Source organism: Sorangium sp. So ce1153 (genome assembly GCF_051521595.1).
GTDB lineage: Bacteria > Myxococcota_A > Polyangia > Polyangiales > Polyangiaceae > Sorangium.
On the sequence record NZ_CP150361.1, the window covers coordinates 6164511 to 6184919 of the forward strand.

At 72.2% G+C, this 20409-nt stretch carries 16 protein-coding genes; 9 read left to right on the forward strand and 7 right to left on the reverse strand.

Features of this window, described 5'->3' with window-relative positions; all coding sequences use genetic code 11:
- Nucleotides 1–526: 526 nt before the first annotated feature.
- Nucleotides 527–1981 carry a hypothetical protein gene (locus tag WME85_RS21980; protein ID WP_437840677.1) on the forward strand — a complete coding sequence of 485 codons (1455 nt, stop codon included), beginning with the start codon at nucleotides 527–529 and terminating at the stop codon, nucleotides 1979–1981.
- A gap of 137 nt (nucleotides 1982–2118) precedes the next feature.
- Nucleotides 2119–2892: a PP2C family protein-serine/threonine phosphatase gene (locus tag WME85_RS21985; RefSeq protein WP_437840679.1), complete on the forward strand. Its 774-nt coding sequence runs from the start codon at nucleotides 2119–2121 to the stop codon at nucleotides 2890–2892.
- Between the two features lie 185 nt (nucleotides 2893–3077).
- On the opposite strand, the gene WME85_RS21990 is transcribed toward WME85_RS21985, so the two are convergent.
- Nucleotides 3078–4139, reverse strand: coding sequence for an imelysin family protein (locus WME85_RS21990; protein WP_437840681.1), 1062 nt, complete (start codon nucleotides 4137–4139; stop codon nucleotides 3078–3080).
- 102 nt (nucleotides 4140–4241) lie between these two features.
- Nucleotides 4242–5480 (reverse strand): di-heme oxidoredictase family protein, encoded by a 1239-nt coding sequence (locus WME85_RS21995; RefSeq protein WP_437840683.1) that lies wholly within the window; start codon nucleotides 5478–5480, stop codon nucleotides 4242–4244.
- A 178-nt stretch (nucleotides 5481–5658) separates the two neighbouring features.
- On the opposite strand from WME85_RS21995, the gene WME85_RS22000 reads away from it, so the two are divergent.
- Nucleotides 5659–6447 carry a hypothetical protein gene (locus WME85_RS22000; protein WP_437840685.1) on the forward strand — a complete coding sequence of 263 codons (789 nt, stop codon included), beginning with the start codon at nucleotides 5659–5661 and terminating at the stop codon, nucleotides 6445–6447.
- A gap of 48 nt (nucleotides 6448–6495) precedes the next feature.
- Here WME85_RS22000 and WME85_RS22005 read toward each other — a convergent pair whose 3' ends face one another.
- Nucleotides 6496–7872: a PGRS family protein gene (locus WME85_RS22005; RefSeq protein ID WP_437840687.1), complete on the reverse strand. Its 1377-nt coding sequence runs from the start codon at nucleotides 7870–7872 to the stop codon at nucleotides 6496–6498.
- Between the two features lie 404 nt (nucleotides 7873–8276).
- Between WME85_RS22005 and WME85_RS22010 the strand changes: the two genes are divergently transcribed.
- Nucleotides 8277–8777 carry a hypothetical protein gene (locus WME85_RS22010; protein WP_437840689.1) on the forward strand — a complete coding sequence of 167 codons (501 nt, stop codon included), beginning with the start codon at nucleotides 8277–8279 and terminating at the stop codon, nucleotides 8775–8777.
- Nucleotides 8778–8848: 71 nt separating this feature from the next.
- On the opposite strand, the gene WME85_RS22015 is transcribed toward WME85_RS22010, so the two are convergent.
- Complete coding sequence (locus tag WME85_RS22015) at nucleotides 8849–10708, reverse strand: acyl-CoA dehydrogenase (RefSeq protein WP_437840691.1); 1860 nt, start codon at nucleotides 10706–10708, stop codon at nucleotides 8849–8851.
- Between the two features lie 258 nt (nucleotides 10709–10966).
- Here WME85_RS22015 and greB point away from each other — a divergent pair, with 258 nt between their 5' ends.
- Together greB and gloA are read left to right on the forward strand one after the other, a co-directional pair.
- The gene (greB, locus tag WME85_RS22020; RefSeq protein ID WP_437311402.1) at nucleotides 10967–11440 is read left to right on the forward strand and encodes a transcription elongation factor GreB; all 474 of its coding nucleotides are present in this window, start codon (nucleotides 10967–10969) and stop codon (nucleotides 11438–11440) included.
- 42 nt (nucleotides 11441–11482) lie between these two features.
- Nucleotides 11483–11878 carry a lactoylglutathione lyase gene (gloA, locus tag WME85_RS22025; RefSeq protein WP_437840693.1) on the forward strand — a complete coding sequence of 132 codons (396 nt, stop codon included), beginning with the start codon at nucleotides 11483–11485 and terminating at the stop codon, nucleotides 11876–11878.
- An 85-nt stretch (nucleotides 11879–11963) separates the two neighbouring features.
- Here gloA and WME85_RS22030 read toward each other — a convergent pair whose 3' ends face one another.
- Entirely contained in the window at nucleotides 11964–12881 is a 918-nt protein-coding gene (locus WME85_RS22030; protein ID WP_437840695.1) for a hypothetical protein, read from the reverse strand.
- Nucleotides 12882–13228: 347 nt separating this feature from the next.
- Here WME85_RS22030 and WME85_RS22035 point away from each other — a divergent pair, with 347 nt between their 5' ends.
- A complete protein-coding gene (locus WME85_RS22035) occupies nucleotides 13229–13537 on the forward strand; it encodes a YciI family protein (RefSeq protein WP_437840696.1) in 309 nt (102 codons plus the stop codon).
- 54 nt (nucleotides 13538–13591) lie between these two features.
- Here the strand turns inward: WME85_RS22035 and WME85_RS22040 are convergent, their stop codons facing one another.
- Entirely contained in the window at nucleotides 13592–15946 is a 2355-nt protein-coding gene (locus WME85_RS22040; RefSeq protein WP_437840698.1) for a hypothetical protein, read from the reverse strand.
- Between the two features lie 642 nt (nucleotides 15947–16588).
- Between WME85_RS22040 and WME85_RS22045 the strand changes: the two genes are divergently transcribed.
- Nucleotides 16589–17197, forward strand: coding sequence for a hypothetical protein (locus WME85_RS22045; protein ID WP_437311407.1), 609 nt, complete (start codon nucleotides 16589–16591; stop codon nucleotides 17195–17197).
- An 85-nt stretch (nucleotides 17198–17282) separates the two neighbouring features.
- Here the strand turns inward: WME85_RS22045 and WME85_RS22050 are convergent, their stop codons facing one another.
- The gene (locus tag WME85_RS22050; protein ID WP_437840700.1) at nucleotides 17283–18581 is read right to left on the reverse strand and encodes a glycosyltransferase family 4 protein; all 1299 of its coding nucleotides are present in this window, start codon (nucleotides 18579–18581) and stop codon (nucleotides 17283–17285) included.
- A 289-nt stretch (nucleotides 18582–18870) separates the two neighbouring features.
- On the opposite strand from WME85_RS22050, the gene WME85_RS22055 reads away from it, so the two are divergent.
- Entirely contained in the window at nucleotides 18871–20337 is a 1467-nt protein-coding gene (locus tag WME85_RS22055) for a hypothetical protein (RefSeq protein WP_437840702.1), read from the forward strand.
- The last annotated feature ends 72 nt before the right edge of the window (nucleotides 20338–20409 follow it).

The following is a 20409-nucleotide window of genomic DNA, read 5'->3' on the forward strand; positions in this document are numbered from 1 at the left end:
CGGCAGGGGCTCTGACGCGCGGCGCGCGATGGCCGATCAGGCATCGGCCCCGTACCGCCTCCCTCCATAGCTCGACATAGCTCGACTCGGCAGCCGCCTGGGCCTCGCGCCCAGGCGAGCCGAACGCCGGGGACATGACTGCGGCGGGCCGCCGCGGCCCCCGCGCCCCGCCGCGCGCTCACGGGCTCGACCTCGTCCGCCCGCTGCGGGCGTGACGTCGTGCGCTCGCGCTCATCGATGCCCGCCTGCGCAGGGCCTCGCACCCGACGCCACGATGGATGACAGGCACCCAGCGCTCGCAGTCCAGGGCGATCGGCGCGACGCGCATTCCGTTGGTGGACCAACAACCACAAACCGACCGGCCGCCAGCGCCCGCCTACCGCGCGTTCTCCACGGCCAGACATGCCGTCGTGACAGTTCCCTGACAATCGCGGACGAGCGGGTGTGTCACCTTGTTCGGATGCTCCATACGGTGGCAATCTCAGATATCCATCTTTGTGAGCTCGAGCCGGGTGACGGTCTGTGGATGCGCTACCGTCAGGCTCCTTACTCGCCCGACAGCGAGGTCGCGGCGATGCTGGACGCGCTCCGGGACGAGATGAAGCAGGGCACCGCGCGTGGCGCGGGGCGCCATGAGCTCACGCTGGTGCTGAACGGCGATGTGTTCGATTTTGACGCGCCGCGCGTGATCGATCAGAAGAGCGTCTTTCACGACCTCCCCCGCAGCGCCGAGCACGCGGTCCCGGCCATGGCCGCGATCCTCGCGGACCACCCGGTGTTCATCGAGGCGCTGGGCCGGGTCGTCGCGGATGGACACACGGTCGTGTTCATCTCCGGCAACCACGACGTCCAGCTCACGTTGCCCGAGGTGCGCGACGCGATCCGGGCCCGCGTCGTCGAGGCGGCGCTCGCCGCGCTGGGCGACGCGTCGCGCGTCGCCACGAGCGCCGCGAGCGCGTCGGCGCTCGGCGAGCGCGTCGTTTTCCGCGCCTGGTTTCACAAGACGCCGGACGGCATCATCGTGGAGCACGGCAACCAGTACGACGCCTACTGCAGCTACCGCTACCCGATGGTCCCGTTCGGGCACAAGCCGGGCGAGATCCAGCCGACCATGGGGTCGCTCGTGTGCCGGCTGCTCGTCTCCCGGATGGGCTACTTCAACCCGCACGTGGACTCCTCGTTCATGCTGTCCGCGTTCGGCTACCTCGCGCACTGGGCCCGTTACTACATGTTCTCGCGCCGGTCGCTCGCGGGCGCCTGGGCGCTCGGCGCGCTCCGCACGGTGGTCGAGCTCGTGCGCAGGCGCCAGCCGGAGCGGCGCGCTCGCCTGCGCGAGTGCCTCACCGCCGCGGCGCAGGAGACGGGCGCCCCGCTCCGCGCCGTGGCCCGCCACGCCCGCCTCTTCGCGCCTCCGGCCGAGGACCGCCTGCGGCTCGTCGCGCGCGAGCTCTGGCTCGACCGGGCGCTCCTCGCGCTGCTCACGGTCACCGTGGCGCTCGTGTGGCTGCTGCTCGTCCCGGGCTGGCTCGCGCCCGCGGCGCTTGTCGCGCCGGCCGGGCTCGTCGTCTACGAGCGCCTTGTGCCGAAGCTCCCGCTCGACGCGACGTGGCAGCGGGTCAGCCGCGCCGCCCGCCAGGTCGCCCGCGCTCACCGCGCCCGCGCGGTGATCTTCGGCCACACGCACACGCCCGAGGGGGTCTGGGAGGGCGGGCTGTTCTTCGGCAACACCGGCTCGTGGTCTGCTGCTTTCCAGGACGTCGCGTGCACCAAGCCGGTCTTCGCCGCGCGCCCTCTGGTCTGGCTGCGGTCCGATCCGGGGGCGGGCAGCGCTGCGCGCCTCTCGGGCGGGCTCGTGACCTGGAAGAGCGGCCGGTTCGAGGCGCTCAGCGCGAGCGTCCCGCCGCCGGCCGGGCAGCGCGCCGAGCCGCAGGGTTCACCCTGCCCGCTCCAGTCGCCCGCGACCGCAGCGCTGCGCACGTAATCCGTACGAGAAAAGCGTCCGTGCCCGAGCGCGCCGGCGCTCCCCGCCCGGATCGCGCCCTTCCTGACTTGCGCGGGGCGTCCGGTCGCTGGATGCTGCCGGGGTATCGACAAGCGTTCCGCCGACGAGGAAGCTCCGTGAACTCTCAGCTCCGCATCGAAGCCGCCGGTGACAGCCATGTTGGCCGCCAGCGCGAGCACAACGAGGACAGCTTCACCGTAGACCTCGATCTGGGTCTCTTCGTCGTCGCGGACGGCATCGGCGGCGCCGCCGGTGGGGAGATCGCGTCGCGGATGGCGGTCGACATCGTCCAGTCGTTCTGCCGGGACAGCGAGACCGAGATCACCCAGCCCACGGGGTACGACGAGCTGGCGGGGCCTCTCGAGCTGCGCCTGGTCTCGGCCATCTGGCGCGCCAACGAGCGCATCTTCGAGGTGGGCCAGCGCGACCCGCGCTTCTACGGCATGGGGACCACGTTCGCGGGTGTTTACGCCGACGCGACCTCGGCGTGCATCGCGCACGTCGGCGACAGCCGGGTGTACCGTTACCGCGAGCGCCGGCTCGAGCGGCTCACGGAGGACCATTCGCTCTGGAACGAGCACCTGCGCAGCGGCGAGCAGCTGCCCGACGATGTGGATCCGCTGCTCGCCCGCAACGTCGTGACGCGCGCGCTCGGGATGGGCAAGGCGGTCGACGTGGCGACGCGGATCGAGCAGCCGCGCCCCGGAGATCTCCTGCTGATCTGCTCGGACGGCCTCTCCGGCCCGGTCCCCGAGCCGGAGATCGCCCACGCGCTAGCCCGAGGCGACGATCTAGCCGCCGTGGCGCGTTCGCTGATCGATCTCGCCAACCTGCACGGCGGCCCTGACAACGTGACGTGCGTCCTGGTCCGATGGACCCCGGCCCCCTGACCCCCCGGCCCGGCCCCGCCAGGTAGCCCCCGTCTCCATCCGGCTGTGCCCATCTCCCGACCGTAAGCGGCGGTCACCCGCACAGGAGACGGGCCCAGATCGGCGTTTTCGGCGCGGAGGCGTACTCCTGTACGCCGAGCACCGAAAGCGTCGAGGTGGGCCCGTCTCCGAAGCGGGTGCCCGCCTCAGGGAAGCTGGTCGATGCCGAGGAGATCGGCGGACCTGGTCATGTCGTGGGCGAGCGTGCCCGGGGTCGCGTCGTCGCTCTCGCGCTTCACCAGCGAGAACAGCTCTCCGAACGGGGTCGCGAGCTGCTCCTCCGTGGGCGCCTCCTCGCTCCACCCCTCGGGCAGCGGCGGCAGCGCGTCGCCCTCGATGGCGTCGTACGCGCTCGACAGCCGGTTGAAGCCGGCGAGGACCGCCTTGTCGACCTCCGCGCCCTCGGCGCCCTTCGTGAGGAGCCACGGCTGGAAGGCCTCGTACGTCGCCTCGCCGGCCGCGACGTTCGCGCGCATGTCGGCCAGGGTGTACTGGGCGTAGCGCGACTCCTCCTCTCCGGTCGCCGCCTTGCTGGTCTTCTCGACCTGCTCCAGGATGGAGTTGATGACCCCGCGGTACGCGGACGGCGCGTCGAGCGCGAGGCCGCGGAAGTCGGTCTTCATCGTCTCCGCGTCGGCCGCGAGGCGCGCGCAGAGCTCGTCCTTGAACGCCGCCGCCTCGGCCTCGGTGGCGGGGAAGGCGGCGGCGCTGTAGTTCGGGAGCGCCGACTCGAACGCGAGCACCGGCTCGGGGATCTGGTCCGCCCAGAGGATGCGCTCGACGGCGTGCACGCCGGTCACCCCCTCGTCGTCGAACAGGTCGTCGTCGGCCGCGACCTCGACGAACGCGTCGTAGCGGGCGTCGGTCGAGTAGTCGAACTCCGGGAAGACGACCGCGATCGCCCCCTCGACGCGCTCGTACGACTGCCGCGCCCGCTTCCACTCGGCCTTCATCGCGGCGACGGCCTCCTCGTCGCTCGTCGCGCTCCACCCGTCCGCGTCTGGCTCGGGCGCGGCCGCCTGGAGCGCGGCCGTCGCGGCGGCGAACTCATCGAGGTTGTCCTGGATGTAGGCCTTCACGTCGAGCACGGCGTTCCGCTCGTACTCCGCGTCGGAGAGCAGCGTCTCGTTGTCGCTTCCACAGGCGGGGAGCGAGAGGGCGGCGGCGGCGATGGCCAGACCGGACCGCAGGCAGGCAGGGATGTACATGAATGTCCGAGCTCCTTGTCGCGGCTCGCCTCCAGCGAGCGCGCGAAGTGGCATTTCGCGATCGCGCGCACGCGTCGATCAGCGCGGGCGCGCCCGCGTCGATCAGAGCGAGCGTACGAAGTCGATGAGGGCCTCGCGATCCTCGCGGGAGAGCGCGCGGAACGCGGCGACCGAGGCGGCGGCCTCGGACGCCTCGCCGTCGTGGAGCAGGATCGCCTGCTCGATCGTCCTGGCGCGGCCGTCGTGGAGGTACGCCGTGCTGTGGCGCATGCCGATGAGCGGCGCCGTTCGCCAGGAGACGGAGCTCGCCGACTCGTCGGCCAGCCCGTCGGCGAGGTCGGGGCCGAGGTCGTGCAGGAGGAAATCGGTGTAGACGGGGGCGTCGATGTCCGCGAGCTGCTCGATCGGGTAGTCGGCGCGCGTCCGCAGCGAGGGGACGTGGCAGACGGCGCAGTCGGCCTCCTCGAACAGCGCCTCCGCGCGCGGCGTCGAGGGCGCGCGCCGCGGGATCTCGAGCAGGCGCATGTAGTCCGCGACGGCGTTCACCGTGTCGAGGACGACGTCCTCGCCCGGCTTGGCGTCGTCCGTGAGCCCGTCGGGGTTCGGCAGCTCCTGGGGGCGGAGCGGCGAGGTGATGCCCATGTCGCCCTGGTAGGCGTCGGCCGTGAAGTCGTCGAGCGTGGCGACCCGCGCCTTGAACCCGAAGCGGCCGATGAGGTTCTCGTCGCCCTCGGCGAAGGTGTGGAACGTCTCGTCCCCGTTCTTCTTCGAGTGGAACACCACGCGGTTGATGCGCCCGCGGATGGCGTCGCCGCGCGCCGCCTGCTCGGCCGCGACCCGCTCGATCTCGGCGTCGTCGACCGCCTCCATGTAGCCGCGCCCGAACACGGGCGGACCGAGGCGCTGCGAGAGCTTGATGGTCACGTCGGTCCCGGGCAGGGAGAGGGTCGTCGCCCCCGCGACGCCGTAAGGCCGCATCGTATGGCCGTAGGGGAGCCCGGCCTGATCCACCGCCGGCGTCAGCCCGTCGGCCTCGACGAGCACCATCTTCTGGACAGCGCCCGGGCCGCGCGCGGCCCCCTCGTGGCACCCGGCGCACGAGGTGCGGATGTACAGCGGCCCGAGCCCGTCGCGCTCGCGAAAGACGAAGTCGAAGAGCGCGTCGCCGTCCTTGAACCGAGCCACCTGCTCCCTGGAGGAGCCGTGCAGGGGGATGTCGCTGAGGTCATCGCCGATCAGCTGGATGCCCGCCAGCGGATCCGGATCCTCGGAAGGGGACTCCCCCCCGCAACCGACGTTGAACAGCACTGGAAGCGCGAGAAACAACGCAAATCGCGACATGTCAGCGACGCGTAGCGTAAATGAAAGTCAATGTCAACAACCTCCGTGGGGGTGGTCCCGGCCCTCGGGGCGGCGGCTCGCGCGCGGGAGCTCGGGCCTCCTCGCGAAGCGCGGCGGTGGCTCCGGCGTTAGACTGGGTGGAGCCGGCGCGGACAGGGCTCACGCTGGAGGACAGCGGATGAAGGAGCGAGAGGACGAGCGGCGCGCGGCATCGAGGGCCCTCCGGGACGGGCTGCGGGAGCTCGATCGGAACGAGGAGCGCCGCGCCGCTCACCGGGCGCTCGGCGCCGGCTGGCTCCGGTACATGGGCCCTGGCTACGGCAACGACATCTGCTCGATGTGCGGCGCCCTCCTCGAGCGGGGCACCGCGTACATGCACTGCGCGCCGTGCCTGGCGACGCGCGGGATCCACGAGCAGGCGCTGCTCCACGCCTGCGCGCGGGCGATGGCCGACGAGTGGCCGTCCGGGGACCGCCGGCTGGACGGCAGGCGCTGGGCGCACGCGCTGATCGCGTTCTGGCGGAACCACGTCGATCCCATGGAGTCGCGGGCGGTCCCGTACCGGAACAGCACGCTGGAGTCCGCCTTTCACTACGTGAAGCGGCGCCTCTCCGAGGCGGGGCTCGCGGAGATCTGGACGGTGGCTGACGAGGGCCAGCGCGGGCTCGAGCCAGCGATGGTCGTGCGCGCGCGGGGCGAGACGCTGGCGATCGGCGTCGCCACCCAGCGGCGCATCGCGACGACCGAGGACGGGGCGCGCGGCGAGCACGTGGCGCTGTTCGACGAGTTCCTCCGCCTCGCCGGCGAGCAGGAGGGCTTCCTCGTGATCGAGAAGCTGAGCCGGCGCGCGCGGCGAGAGGCGCCCATCAAGGAGACCGCTTCGACCACCGCGGGAGGGCGCCGCGTGACGCAGCTCCGCTGCATGCAGGAAGACCGGAGCTGGCCCGCGCCGCTCGCGCCCGACTAGCGCCGTGCGTCCGACGGCCCGGCGGCGTCCGCCCGCGTCCGCCCGCGTCTATTGCTGCTGCTCGATATCGTAGATCTCGGCCGTCACGCCGTCCGCCCCCTTGTGCTCCGTCTCGGCCCCGAGCCCGCCGGTGCCGGCCTCGCCGAGCTCGATGGTCGTCCGCGTGAGATCGGGCTCCCTGACCGCGAACGCCACGGCGATCGAGTGACCGCCGAGCCCACCGCCGCCCTGGCCTCCCTTGCCACCCCTGCCGCCCTTGCCGCCGCCGCAGGCGGAGTTCAGCGCGGTGGCCTTGCCGAGGATGCCGCCTGACCCGCCCAGGCCGCCCTCGCCGCCCTCCTGGCCCTGGCCCCCGTCGCCGCCCTTGCCGCCGCGGCCCGTCTTCAGCGCCACGTCCTCGAAGTGGGCGGTCGCGCTCCCGGCGAACACGGCGATGCTCGCCCCGCCGGCGCCTCCGGCGATGCCGCCGAGCCCGCCGCAGCCGCCCGCGCCCCCCGAGCCGCCGCCTGCGCCTCCCGCCGAGGTCGCGAAGGGGCACATCAGCGTGCCCGTCCCGCCCTTTCCGGCGCCCCCGCCGCCGCCGCCCTGGCCGGGCTTCCCCGGCGTGCCGTTGCTGGCGAGGGGACCTGTGTACCCCTCCAGGAACAGCCAGCCGAAGCCCGTCGCCCCCGCGCCCGGCGCGCCGTCCGCCCCGTCCTCGCCGTTCCTGCCCGCCGTGCAGGTGCTCGTCCCCGTCTCGCCGCTCCCGCCGTTCGCCCCTCCGCCCGGGACCCCGTCCTTCCCGTCGTCGCCCGACGAGACCCGCCCCGTCCCGCCGGAGCCGCCGCGCGAGTCGTCCGAGCGATCGTCGGGCGTACCGCAGGTGTTGTTCACCGGGACGCCGCCGACGACGGTCGATGAGGTGCACGCGGCGTTGCCGAAGTTGCCTTCCTTGCCCGACTCCGCCGGATCGTTCACGAACGCATCGCCTCGCGCGCCCGGCGCCCCGTCGCCTGCCTCGATCGTGCTCCGCCGGAAGTAGAGCGGGATCCCCGAGGTGTTCACGGCGATCGACGATCGGCCCGCCAGCCCCGTCCGGCTCGCCGGGATCGAGCGCGCGATGACGTGGACGTCCTCGAGCACCGCGACGCCGTCGCCGCCGTGGAACGAGAGCGGCGTCTCGCCCTCAGGCGCGGTGATCGTGGTCTTCTCCTTGTCGCCTATCCAGCGCCAGTCGTGCTCGCAATCGAGCCCGCCGTAGATCGTGTATCCGCCGGGCACGAGCAGCGGCTCCTCGAACGTCTCGGCGCAGAGATAGATACGCCCTCCGCGTTGCCCCACGACCTGGAGCGCCTTCGAGATCGTCTCCAGCGGCGCCCCCGGGAGCCCGGCGTTGCCGTCGTTTCCTAGCCTCGAGGCGACCCATTTCCCGCACTTCCAGCTCACAGGCTCCGCGTTCTTGCTCGGCGTACAAGCGTCGTCGGACAAACCACCTTCGGGTGACCCGCCCAGGGTGCTGTTGCTCGCGTCGTCGACGAGGCAACCGCTCGTCCCGCCCGCAGCCGCAATGAAGCCCACCAATACCAGCGCATCAGGTTTGAATTGAAATCCCATACTATTCTTATTCCGGCCAACGCCGCGCCTTTTCCAGGCAAACCGACGTGGCGTGCCCCGCGCGACGCGATCTCCGCGCGCTCCAACGTCAGATTCCCTCATCACGGCCGCGCTCGCCCCGGGCCCTCGGCATATCGCGCGTACACATGCGCGCGCATACATGCGCGCGTGTGTACGCGCGCGCGTCAGCCGAGTTGAGCTGCCCATCGCGGGGTCTTTCGTGAGAACATCGGCGCATGAGCGCGAATGCGATGAGCGCGGACGTGAGGGATCTCGTGCGCGAGCTGCTCGAGGCGGGCGGCGGGGAGCCGATCGAGGGCGGCCGCTTCCTGCCGCTCGTCACGCTCGAGTCGGGGGCGCGGGTGGGGCTCGACGGCGCGGCGACCTGGGTCTTCGCGCCCGAGGGCGGCGGGGCGGCTCAGGCCTTCGCGCCCGAGCGCGGGCGGATCTTCTTCGAGGTGCTGGAGTCGAAGCGCGACGACTTCGACGCGAGCATCGAGGCGGCCGCGAAGGCCGCGGGCTTGCCCCCCGAGGAGGTCGCTTTCTCGTTCCCCGCGGCCGACGTGGTCCGGGCGGTGCTCGCGCGCGGCCTGCCGAGCATGACGCGGCTCGCGCTCTCGTGGCTCCGGCTGACCGAGGTGCGCGCGCTCCGCGCCGACATCATGGCCGTCTCGCGCGACCCGACCATGCCGGTGCCCATCCGGGACCTGGCCGAGCGGCTCACGGTCCCCGAATGAACGAGCGCCCGCCCGCGCCGCGCCCAGAAGCGGGGCCGGCGCGGCGCGCGCGAGCTACGGCGGGAGGCAGCTCAGACGGTCGCGAACGCCTCGACCGGGATGTCGAGGGCGGACGAGTCCTCGCGACCGAGGAGCTCGGCGGAGAACTTCGCGTGCGGCAGCACGTTGGCGGCGAAGTAGAGGGCCGCGTGCTTCTTGCCCTCGTAGAAGGCGCGGTCCTTCGCGCCGGCGTCGCCGGCCGGGAGGCCCTCCAGCGCCTTGAGCGCGATGGCCGCACCGTCGAGCAGGAGCCAGCCGATCGCGAGCTCGCTCATCATCTCGAGGAAGCGGTTCGCGGCGAGCGGCACCATCGGCATCTTGCCCATCTGGAACCACGAGAGCAGCCGCATGGCGGTGCCGGCGACGGCCTCGTGCGCCTCGCGCAGCTCCTTCACGCTCGCGGCGAGGACGGGGTGCTTCTCGTTCGCCTTCACGAACTCGGCCACGTCGTTCAGGAAGGCCTGCAGGTTGGCCCCGCCGGCCTGGCCGAGCTTGCGCCCGACGAGGTCCATCGCCTGGATGTGGTTCGTGCCCTCGTAGATGGAGAAGACCTTCGCGTCGCGGCAGTACTGCTCGACCGGGTAGTCCTTCGTGTACCCGGCGCCGCCGAAGGTCTGGATCGCCGTCTCGCAGACGCGGAACGCCTGATCGGACGAGTAGGCCTTCACGAGCGGCACGAGCAGGTCGACCTGCCCCTGGTTGTAGGCGGCCGCGCGGTCGTCCTTGCCCTGGTAGACGGCGACGGCGTCCTGGTGGCGCGTGAGCTTGACGATGAGCGAGCGGATGCCCTCCACGCGGCTCTTCATGTCGAGCAGCATCCGCCGCACGTCCGGGTGCTCGATGATCGGCACGCGCGGCGCGGTCGCGTCCTTCCACTGGACGATCGACGGGCCCTGCTTGCGGTCCTTCGCGTACTCGAGCGCGTTCAGGTACGCCGACGACGCGACCGACACGCCCTGCAGGCCGACGGAGATGCGCGCGCCGTTCATCATGCGGAACATCTGCGGCATCCCCTGGTGCTCGACGGTGCCGACGAGCTCCCCGAGACAGCCGTCGTTCTCGCCGAAGTTGAGCACGCAGGTCGACGACCCGTTGATGCCCATCTTGTGCTCGATGTTGCCGACGAGGACGTCGTTCGGCTCGCCGAGCGAGCCGTCGTCGTTCACCCGGATCTTCGGCACGACGAAGAGGCTGAGCCCCTTCGTGCCGGGGGGCGCGCCCTCGATGCGGGCGAGCACGAGGTGGACGATGTTCTCGGTGAGGTCGTGGTCGCCGCTGGAGATGAAGATCTTCGTGCCGCGGATGAGGTACTTGCCGTCCTTCTGCTTCACCGCGACCGTCCTCGACGAACCGACGTCGGAGCCCGCGTGCGGCTCGGTCAGGCACATCGTCCCGCCCCACTGCCCGCCGTACATCCGCTTCATGTAGACGTCGCGCTGCCTCGGCGTCCCGAAGTACTCGATCACCTCACCGGCGCCGTACGTCAGCCCGGCGTACATGTTGAATGCCGTGTTCGCGCCGCAGAGGAACTCCTCGACCATCGTGTAGAGCGTGAACGGCCCGCCCTGGCCGTCGTAAGTCGGCGAGACGGCGATCGACTTCCACCCGGCCTCGTACAGCTTGTCCCACGCTTCCTTGAAGCCGGGCGGCGTCTTCACCTGCCCGCCCTCGATCCGACAGCCGACCCGGTCGCCGACCACGTTGAGGGGACCGAAGACCTCGCACGCGAACTTGTACGCCTCGTCGAGGACCATCGAGACCTCGTCGCGCCCCCACGCCTCGAACGGCCCGCTGCCGAGCAGCTCGTCCAGGCGGAACTGCTCGAACAGGAGGAAGCGGATCTCGCGGAGGTCAGCCTTGTAGCGGTTCTGGTGGGTTTGGGCATTCGACATGGGAGACCTCCTCGTTGCCGCGGCGATGGGCGCTGGTAGCCGGGTCTCCTCCCGGTCTTCCGCGCAGCCGCGGCATAGTTCTTCATTCGCCTAGCATGTCGCCGCGTCGCGTCAACATGCGTCCGCGACGAGGGGGCTATGTCGTGGAGATCCGAGGGGATCGGGGCGTCCGCCGGGGGGTTCGGGGCGCCCCCGGGTCGGGCTCGACGGCGGTGGATCTGGCGGGCGGCGCGGCGTAGGCTCCGTCGCGATCGAACCATGTCCGACCCGGCTTACATCACGCCCAGCGGGGCCAGGAAGCTGTCCGAGGAGCTCGCGCGGCTCCGCTCCGTGGAGCGGCCGCGCATCGTCCAGGAGGTCGCCGACGCGGCGGCGCAGGGCGACCGGTCCGAGAACGCCGAGTACATCTACGGCAAGAAGAAGCTGCGCGAGATCGACCGCCGGATGCACTTCCTGACCAAGCGGCTGGAGAAGGCCGTGGTCGTCGATCCGGCGGAGCAGCGCGGCGACAAGGTCTTCTTCGGCGCGACGGTCGAGATCGAGGACGAGGACGGCGCGCGCCACACCTACCAGATCGTGGGCGAGGACGAGATCGACAGCGCGGCCGGCCGCATCAGCTGGCGCTCGCCGGTGGGCCGGTCGCTCCTCGGCAAGCGCGCGGGCGACGTGATCACGGTGCGCCGCCCGGCGGGCGAGGCGGAGATGGAGATCATCTCGGTGCGTTACGGCTGAGCGCCGCGCGGGCGCTCACCCGGAGGAGGAGAGAGAGACGGCATGAGGATCTTGCACACGATGCTGCGGGTCGGCGATCTCGAGCGCTCGATCGGCTTCTACAGGGACGTGCTCGGGATGCAGCTCCTGTCGCGGCAGGACTACCCCGAGGGCAAGTTCACGCTGTGCTTCCTCGGCTACGGGAAGAACCCGGAGCACGCGGAGCTCGAGCTCACGCACAACTGGGGCGTCGAGAAGTACGAGCTCGGCACGGCGTACGGCCACATCGCGCTCGGCGTGGACGACATCCACGGGGCGTGCGACCGCATCCGCGCGGCGGGCGGGAAGATCACGCGCGAGCCGGGCCCGATGAAGCACGGCAAGACGGTGATCGCGTTCGTCGAGGATCCGGACGGCTACAAGGTCGAGCTCATCGAGGAGTCGAGCCGGAGCCGGTAGCTCGGCGGATCGGTCGCCTCGAGGGCGGCGGGTGGAGGCCTGGGCGAGCGCGTCGAGCGCTCACCCGGGCCTCGCGCGCGGGCGATCAGGCGTTGGCGACCGGCTCGGCGTCGTTCGCCGGCTCGGCGGACGAGAGGGCGCCGTCGGCAGCCGCGGACGCCTCGTCGGCGGGCACCTTCGCGGACGCCTCGGAGGACGCGCCGCTCGCGGCCGCGGCGGCCTTCTCGGAGTTCGGGCGGCGGCCGCGCGGCTTCTGCAGGAGCGACGGGGCCAGGTCGCCGTCGCCGCCCTCGTGCCAGCGCAGGTAGGCGACGGCGCGGCGGCACTCCTCGTACGCCTTGGCGACCAGGGAGATCGCGCGGGCGCGGCGATCGCCGGCGTCCGTGATCTTCGGCGCGGCGGACGAGCCCTTGCCGGGCTTCGCGGCGAGCGCGGCGAGCAGGCGCACGCCGAGGTCCGCGGCCCGCTCGAGCTCCTCGTCCTCGACCGCCGTCTTCGCGCGGACCTTGTCCCAGGAGCCGCGGAAGAGCTCGGCGAGGGCGATGAGATCGCTCGCGAGATCCGTATGGCCCTTGCCCTTGCGGATGTCGACGACGCGCTGCTTGTCGAGCAGGTTGCGGTAGGCGAGGGCCTCGGCCGCGACGAGGAGGCCCTCGCGCAGCGTGGCGGCGTCCTCGGTGAGCTTCTTCGCGTCGAGCTCGCTCGCGGGCGTGCTGTAGAGCAGGTCGGCGTACCAGGCGGCGAGGGCGTAGTCCTCGAGCTCGTCCAGCATCTCGATCGGGTGGTTCGGGAGGTCGCGGACGATCTCGTCGCGGAGCTCGCGCAGGTGGGGCAGGGCGGAGAGCACGGAGCTCACGGCCCTGGGGACCTCGACGTAGACGGTCACGAGGTCGTCAGGGCCGAGCTCGAGGAGCTTCGGCTCAACGCGGCCGTACGCCGCGAGCGCGGCGGCGGGCGAGGACGGGAGAACGGGAGCAGGTGCTGCTTTCGGGGGTCGCGCCATACAGGTGTCTCCAGCGGAGGGCGCGCACACTGCCAGACGGAAGGGCGAAGGGAAAGGGCTGCGTGCGCCGGCGGTCGGTCGACGAGCCTCCCCGTCCGGCAGCGCCGCGCTCCACGGGCCGAGCGCGGCGCGCCGGTGCCGCTTCGAGCGACATTGCGCAAGCCCGTTCGCTTTTGCCGCCGCGTTTTTTTCGCAGCTCGCAGCTCGCAGCTCGCAGCTCGCCACGCGCAGCCCAGCGGCGCGTGGCCCGGGGTGCTCGCGCAGCGTCGAGCGCCGGGCGCGTCCGGAGGCGGTGCGCGGCATCGTTGTCATGGCGCGGAGGAGGTAAGCTCGCGCGCGGAGGAATCATGTACGCGATTGCGATCATCCGTTACCGGCGGCCGCTCGACGAGGTGCTGAAGGTCGTCGACGAGCACCGCGCTTATTTGAAGCGGCTCCTCGAACAGGGGCTGCTGCTCGCGTCAGGGCCGTTCGACCCGCGCCACGGCGGGGCGCTCCTGCTCCGGGTGCCGGACGAGTCGGTCGCGGCGACGCTGGATCAGATCCGGGACGGCGATCCCTTCATCCAGAAGGGGGTCGCGCAGTACGAGCTCCTGCCCTGGGCGCCGGTGCTCGGGAAGGAGGAGCTCGACAAGGTCTTCTCCAGGACGCCCTGAAGGCGCCGCCGCGCGCGCCGACGATCGCCCCGGGCCGGTCGTCAGCGCGCCGCGCTACGGCGCGCCGAACGCGAGCACGCCCGCGTCGTCCGTCGTGTGCGCCCTGCCTGGCGTGACGCGGATCTCCAGCTGCGCGCCCCGGGTGACGATGGCCACGTCGTAGCCGGCCTTCGGTGGAAGGCCGGTGATCAAGTGCCTGCGCGTCGTGGCCGGCACCTGATACGACAGCGACACCGGGCTGCCTTGCGGCGCCGGGCCTGCTGGCGGCGCCGAGCGGAAGAGGACGACCCTGCCCGCCACCAGCGCGCCCTGGAAGTCGGCGCCCGGAGCGCTCTCGATCGGCACGGCCGCATCCATCGTCGCGCCCGCGTCCGCGCCTTGCAGCACGTGCAGGAAGCGCACGTCCGCGGGGCCGGCGGGGTCCTCCACGACGAGGCGGTGGGTCGTCGGCTCCATCTGCGCCGGGTCGTCGACGTCCTCGACCGGCATGGCCCTCAGGATGGCGTTCCGCGGCAAGAGGCTCTGGACGAACAGCCTCTGCCCGCGCGGGGTCACGGCGCTGGCCGTCCGGCCCGAGAGCTGCGGCGCCGAGGTCGTCATCAGGTTGAAGCGCTTGAACCGGCCGGCGGTGCGCGAGGCGGCGCGGTCGTAGACGACGACGTGATCGGGCTCCAGCCACACGATGGACCGGCTCGCGTGCACGATGTCCTGGGCGACGTCCGACGGCACCCACGCGTTCGGGCGGGTGTTGTAGAGATCGGTCGCGATGCCCTCGGCGAACACGTAGCCCGCGCCCCGGCTCATGCGCGCGGTGGGGTCGCCGGCGGCGCGCCCCTCGCGCCACTGGCCACCTCGCGCGGAGAGCTCCTTCTCGAACCAGCGCACCTGCGACGGCTTGTCGTTCTGCAGAGAGAGGGTGTTGTGGTAGTCGACCGTGGCCCCGATGAGGTTGTTCGAGTAACTCGTGTGCTCCTTGGTCAGCCACTCTCCCTTCCGGTAGAGCTCGAATTGATTGCAGTCGCCGATCTGGTGGTTGATGGTGACCCAGCCGCACCGCCACGTGAACCACGTGGCGTTCTTCGTCCAGTCCGTGCGCGCGAGGACGCCGCCGCGGCCAGGCGCCCGCTCGAAGAAGACCGTGGGCATCGCCGGGCGAGGGTCCGCCGGGAGCGGCGCGGCCGGGTCGAACAGCATGAAGCTCAGGATGGCCCGGCTCGGGGTAGGGGAGCCCCAGACCTTCGAGGTGCGCGCGTAGAGCTCGGGCGCGCCGCCCTCGAACGCGTTGGCCACGATCCAGCGCGACCGCTGCAGGCGCGCGGTGTTGCCCGTGAGGAGGTCGTAGGCGCCCAGCGAGCCGAACACCTCGGTGAAGCGCGGCTCGACCCAGAGGCGCAGGGTGTCGCCGTAGTTCGCCGCCTCGTAGACCGGCCCGAGATCGCGCAGCGACGGGTACGTGACCGGGCCCGGCGCGATCGAGTGCAGGAACCCGTCCGTGAACCGGTCCCAGTACGCGCTGCTCAGGAGCCCGATCTGAGGCCCCGAGAGGGCGCGGGTGCCGTAGCCGGCCGTGTGGAGGCCGAGGAGGGCCTGGTGGAGGCTCGCGAGGCCGCCGCCGTAGAGGAAGCCCTCGACGGGCAGCCCGCCGCTGGCCACGCCGAGCCCGTCGGGCGGGACCCCGAGCTGCTTGGCCGCGATCTCGGGGGACTCGAAGATGGCGAAGGCCTGGTAGAGCCAGGCGCCTGTCGCGTCGGCGCGGTAGCTGCGTAGCGTGTTGCCGAGCGCCTCCGGCGGGGTGTTCGGGTCGACCGGGCGGTCGTCCGCGTCGTCCATCGCGAGCGACATCAGCGTGACCTGGCGCAGGTGCCCGAGATAGAAGTTGTTCGCCGCCCACCGCAGCTGGAGCGGATCGCGGAGCAGCGCCGGATCGTTCATGACGCCGACCGGGTGAGGGTGCTCGTTGCCCGCCGTGGCGGCGTGGAGGTTGTCGTCAGCCCACCTGAGAAAAACCTGCCGGATCTTGGCCTTGTCGGCGGCGGAGAGTACGGGACGGCCGCTTGCGTCCGTCGCGCTGTAGATCCAGTCCACCGTCAGCGGGAACCCTTCGCCCCACCAGCGCGAGCGGTCGCCGGTCGCGAACCCGGGGGCGCGGAACGGCTGGCCGTCGGAGCGCCCCTTGCTGGCCTCCTCGATGGCGTACATCAGCAGGTTGCGCGCCCTGACGGCGTGCGTCGGACGCGCCGCGACGTCCGGATCGATGAGCGACATGAAGGCGAAGAACTCGGCGTACGCCTCGGTCGGATACTGCACGTACGCGTTGGTGCCGCCGTCCGGCCATGTCGGGTTCGGCCTGCCATTCGGGTAAAACCGGCTCTCGTAACACGCGATCGCGCCCTGGAGTGCGGGGAGCATGGCCTCCTTGTACATGCGGTTGCGGCTGTCCGCCGCCCAGCCGCGCAGCCGGGGGAGGTGGTCTTTCGTGAGCCAGAGTCGCGGATGACCTGCGACGGGCGCAGCGTCGGCGCGCGCCGCCGAACCGACAAGGCACAAAGAGAGCACCGCGGTGGTGAGGATGTATTGAATCGGTCGCATGCTGTCTCTCGGTGTCGCTCGGCGCGAACTGCCGCGCCGGCCAACGTCGACCAAACGTCGACCAACGTCTGTCAGCACGCGTCGTGCCGGGTACATGCGTGCGCGCCGCGCGTCACCCCGAAAAGCGCCCGTCGTCCGCGGCGCACGCCCCAGACCACGGCGCCCCCGTGGTGATCCGGCCTACGTCGGCCGAGGGCGAGAGGCCATCTCCAGCTCGGAAGAGGCGGCGCTCTCCTCCGCGAAACAGGATGGTGGTGCTGGCGAAACATCGGATGCGCGCGAACGCGCGGACACCCAGCGCGCGGACACCATGAACGCAACGAGGCCTGACCGCGCCCGTGTCCAGGACCGGGGGCCTCGACGCTCGTGCGGCACTGATTCAACGGAGGGGGCGACGCGAATCTGTCACACATTGCCGCGAACCTGCCGCTATACTCCGAGAAGATGGGAGCGCTCCGCAGTATGTTGGCGCCAGACTTCGCCCCGTTCCTCGGCGATCCCAAGATCGTCGGCGAGGGCAACCTCGTGAAAGGCACCCTGATCAGCTCCCGTGCCCAGGCCCTGCGCCAGAGCTACGGCGAGCGGTTCGTGGCGGATCTGGGCCGCCAGCTCTCGCCACAGGCCGCGCGCCATCTCGCCGAGCCGCCGATGCCCTCCTCCTGGTACGAGCTGGCGCCCCTCATCGAGATCGACTGCGCCCTCCTGCACGGGGTCTTTGCTGGCAGGATGGACAAGATGCGCCACTTCGGCGCCGATGTCGCCCGGAACGACCTGACGACGGTCTACAAGACGATGGCGGTGGGCGGGGCGGCGTCGCTGCTCAAGCGCTTCGGCCTCGTCTACCGGACCTACTTCAAGTACGGCGACTTCGCCGTGAAGACCGTCAGCGATGTCGCCGGGACGGCCACGCTCTCGGGCGGCGGGCTGCCGCTCTACATGTGCAGCCAGGGTGTCTCGGGCTGGATCGAGGCGGGCCTCGCTGTCGCGGGCAGCCGGCGCATCGCGGTCGAGCACACGGCCTGCAGGCACCGCGCGGCGACGCGGTGTATCTGGTCGATCTCCTGGGGATGAGCTTGCGTGAGGAAGGGGGTTCGCGTCGCCCAGACGTGGCCGGATCGACCGCGGGATGGCTCTGCGCGTGACTTCCTCGCCTGGGTCAGGCGGCGGCCCGCCTTCCATCCCCGAACGCCGCCCGCGCGAGCACCCGCCGCAGCGCCTCCGCGCTCTCCTCCCATGACGGCGGCGCCGCCTCGGCGAACGCGCGCTCGTCCCAGGGCCGCGCGAGCGCCTCGGCGAGCGCCCGGCCGAGCGCCCTCGGGTCGCGCGGCGGCACGAGCAGGCCAGTGCGGCCGGACTCCACCACATCCGGGATGCCCCCCACGCGCGTGGCCACCACCGGCCGCGCGGCGGCGAGCGCCTCGAGCACCACGTTCGGGGTGCCCTCCGCCCAGCTCGGGAGCGCCAGCAGGTCGGTCGCGGCGAGGTGGCGGGCAACCTCGGCGAGCGGCCGCGCCCCGGCCACGAGGATCCGCCCGCGCCCCTCGCGCGGCCCCGTCGCGCTGCGCTCCCGCTCGCTTTCGCGCCGCAGAGCGGCCTCCTCGACCGCGCCCCGCTCGGGACCGTCGCCGACGACCACCAGGTGAACCGGCTCGCCGCCCTCGCTGCCGAGCGCCTCGAAGGCACCCAGGAGCTCGTGGATGCCCTTCTCCCGGATGACGTTCCCGACGAACGTCACGATGCGCCCGCGCTCCGGGAGCCCGAGCTCGATCCGGGCGGCGCGCCGGTCGCCCGGGCGGAAGAGCGCGCGGTCGACCCCGTTGCGGACGAGGACAGCGCGCTCCTGCGGGGCGCCGAGCTCCACGAGCGCCTCGACCATCGGCCGGCTCACGCCGATCGCGAACGCAGCGGATCGGAGCGCGCTGCCCACGAGCGGGCGCACCGAGCGCCAGCGGGCGACCACGTTCACGTCCGTCCCGTGGGCCTTCACCGCGTAGGGGAGGCCGAGCATCCGGGCGAGCAGCGCCGCGGCGCACGCGTCGGGGTAGAGCCACGCCCCCAGCACGACGTCGAAGCGCCCGCGCAGCCGCGGGACGTGCGGCAGGAGCCCCGCCAGATAGAGCGGCGCGTTCACGGGCGCCAGCACGCGGCCCGCCCCCGGGAGGTACGGCGCGCGCGGGTGGACCACCGGGACACCGTCGATCTCGTCGCGCGCGGGCACCGCGGTCAGGCGGCCGGGGCGCGTGCGCTCGCCGAGGAGCGACACGCCCGGGTGGTACGGGATCGCCGCGAGCACCTCCACCTCGCAGCGGCGCGAGAGCGCCGCGAGCTGCTGCCGCTGGAACGCGCACGACAGCGGCTCAACCCGGTTCGGAAAGATGCGCGTCACCCAGAGGACGCGCAGCGGCCGCGATCGGCCTGCCCCATCGCCCGTGCCCACGCGTACGCCACGCTTCATGATGTAACATGTGTTACAATTCCCTCCTCCTCCCTCAGCGGGGTAGAGGCGGACTCGGGGGTGCGTGCCGCCCTGCCTGAGCACGTCCACACCGCGCGCGGCCTGGCCTGCCCCGGAGCCCCTCCGACGCGCGGGTCGCCCCAGACCACGCCTACGTCAAATTTGTGATGTTGCAAACATCATGGCGCGTGGGAGGCTCCGTTCGCCGGGCGTGCTGCCGGGGAGGGGACGGCGGCCGATCCGGGCCGCTCCGCGCCGCGGGGCGCGCCGCTCGGCAGCAAGGGGGCGTGTGTTCTCGTTCGTCTTGCCGATGTGGGACTCCGACGTGACGGCGCAGGCAGCTGTGGAGCAGAGCGTCGCATCGAACGTCGCGGACATGGGCACGGGCGCGCTGATGGCAGGCGTCGCGGGCTCGATCGAGGGCGCTCTCCGCGGCGCGATGTCGCGCTATGGATTCGGCCTCGATGGGAGCTACGAGCGCGTCTTCCAGGTCTCGCTCGGCTCTGCGGCTCGCCCCGCGCCTTCCGACAGCGTCTCGGCGCGGCTCGGCGGCGGAGCGGGCTGGGCGCTCTCGCCGGCCGCGGATCTCTCGATGTCTGCAGCCGGCTACCTCGCGACCCGCCTCGGCGTGCGCGCGGCGGACGCGCTCGCCGCGCGCGATCCGTTCCTGTCCGGCAATCGCCTGCAATACACGCTCTCCGGCGGACCGGCCCTGTCCATCACCCCGTCGCGGCGCTCCGCGGTGCGCCTCGGGGCCGGGTACGAGCAGGCCGGCGCCCTCTCGGCCGACGACCCCGCCGCGGTCGGGGTCGACGCGCACACGGGGCGCGCCGAGGTGAGCACCTCGATCGATCTCGGCGCGCTCGACACGCTGACGCCCGAGTTCCGCTACGAGTTCACCCAGTACCACCACGCGCTGCTCGACACCGAGCTCACCCGCGGCGCGGCGCGCGTCCACGCGGGCGCCGCGCTCCTCTCCGAGTCCCACGAGCTCACGCGGAACGCCTCGACGCGCGTCTCCGGCGGCGTCACCGTCGCGAGCCCGCCGCCCGTGCTTTCGTCGCGCGACGCGGTGATCGCGCCCACGGCGCGGGCCGGGCTCACCTACGTGGCAGAGCGCTACCGGCTGACGGCAGAATATGCCTATGCCTACACGTCGCTCGGGCCGAGGATCGGGTTCGGGCACGAGCACGAGGCGTCCCTCGAGGCGAGCTTCCGGCCCGTGCGAGGGGGCGCGACCCGCGATCTCGTCGTGACCGGCCTCGCCCGCTTCTCGTCCGGCAGCGCGCCCGTCGCCGCGAATCCGCCGCTGCACCTCGCGCCCGGCGCGCCGGCGCCGTCCAGGGAAGGATCGCTGTCCACGATCACGGCGCTCGCCGGCGCGGAGATCGCCTATCCGCTGGCGCGCGGGGTCGCGGTGCGCGGCGGCGTCGATCTGGAGTACGTGCGCGCCGCGCTCGACCCGGCGCCGCGAGCGGGCGAGATCGGCGGCTCGCTGCGGAGCATCGTCAGCGCCGGGATCTCGGGGACGCTGTCGACGGACCGGCACCGGACGCTGCGCCGCGATCCCGACAGCGCGTGGGATGACGAGCGCCGCGACGCGATGATCCACGGCATGCCTTCCGGCCGCTGGCAGCCACCCGAGCCAGGCCGCGATCGCGACGACCTCGACGGCGCCCCCGGCGAGCCCTCGGGCGACCCGCCGCCCGCCCGCTCCGAGCAAGCCACAGCGCCCGCGCCCCGCGCCGCGCGATAACCCACAACGCCCCGCGAAGCGCGCTCCCGGTCGCGATCGACGCGCCCGCCGCGCGGCCGCTCCACCGCGCTC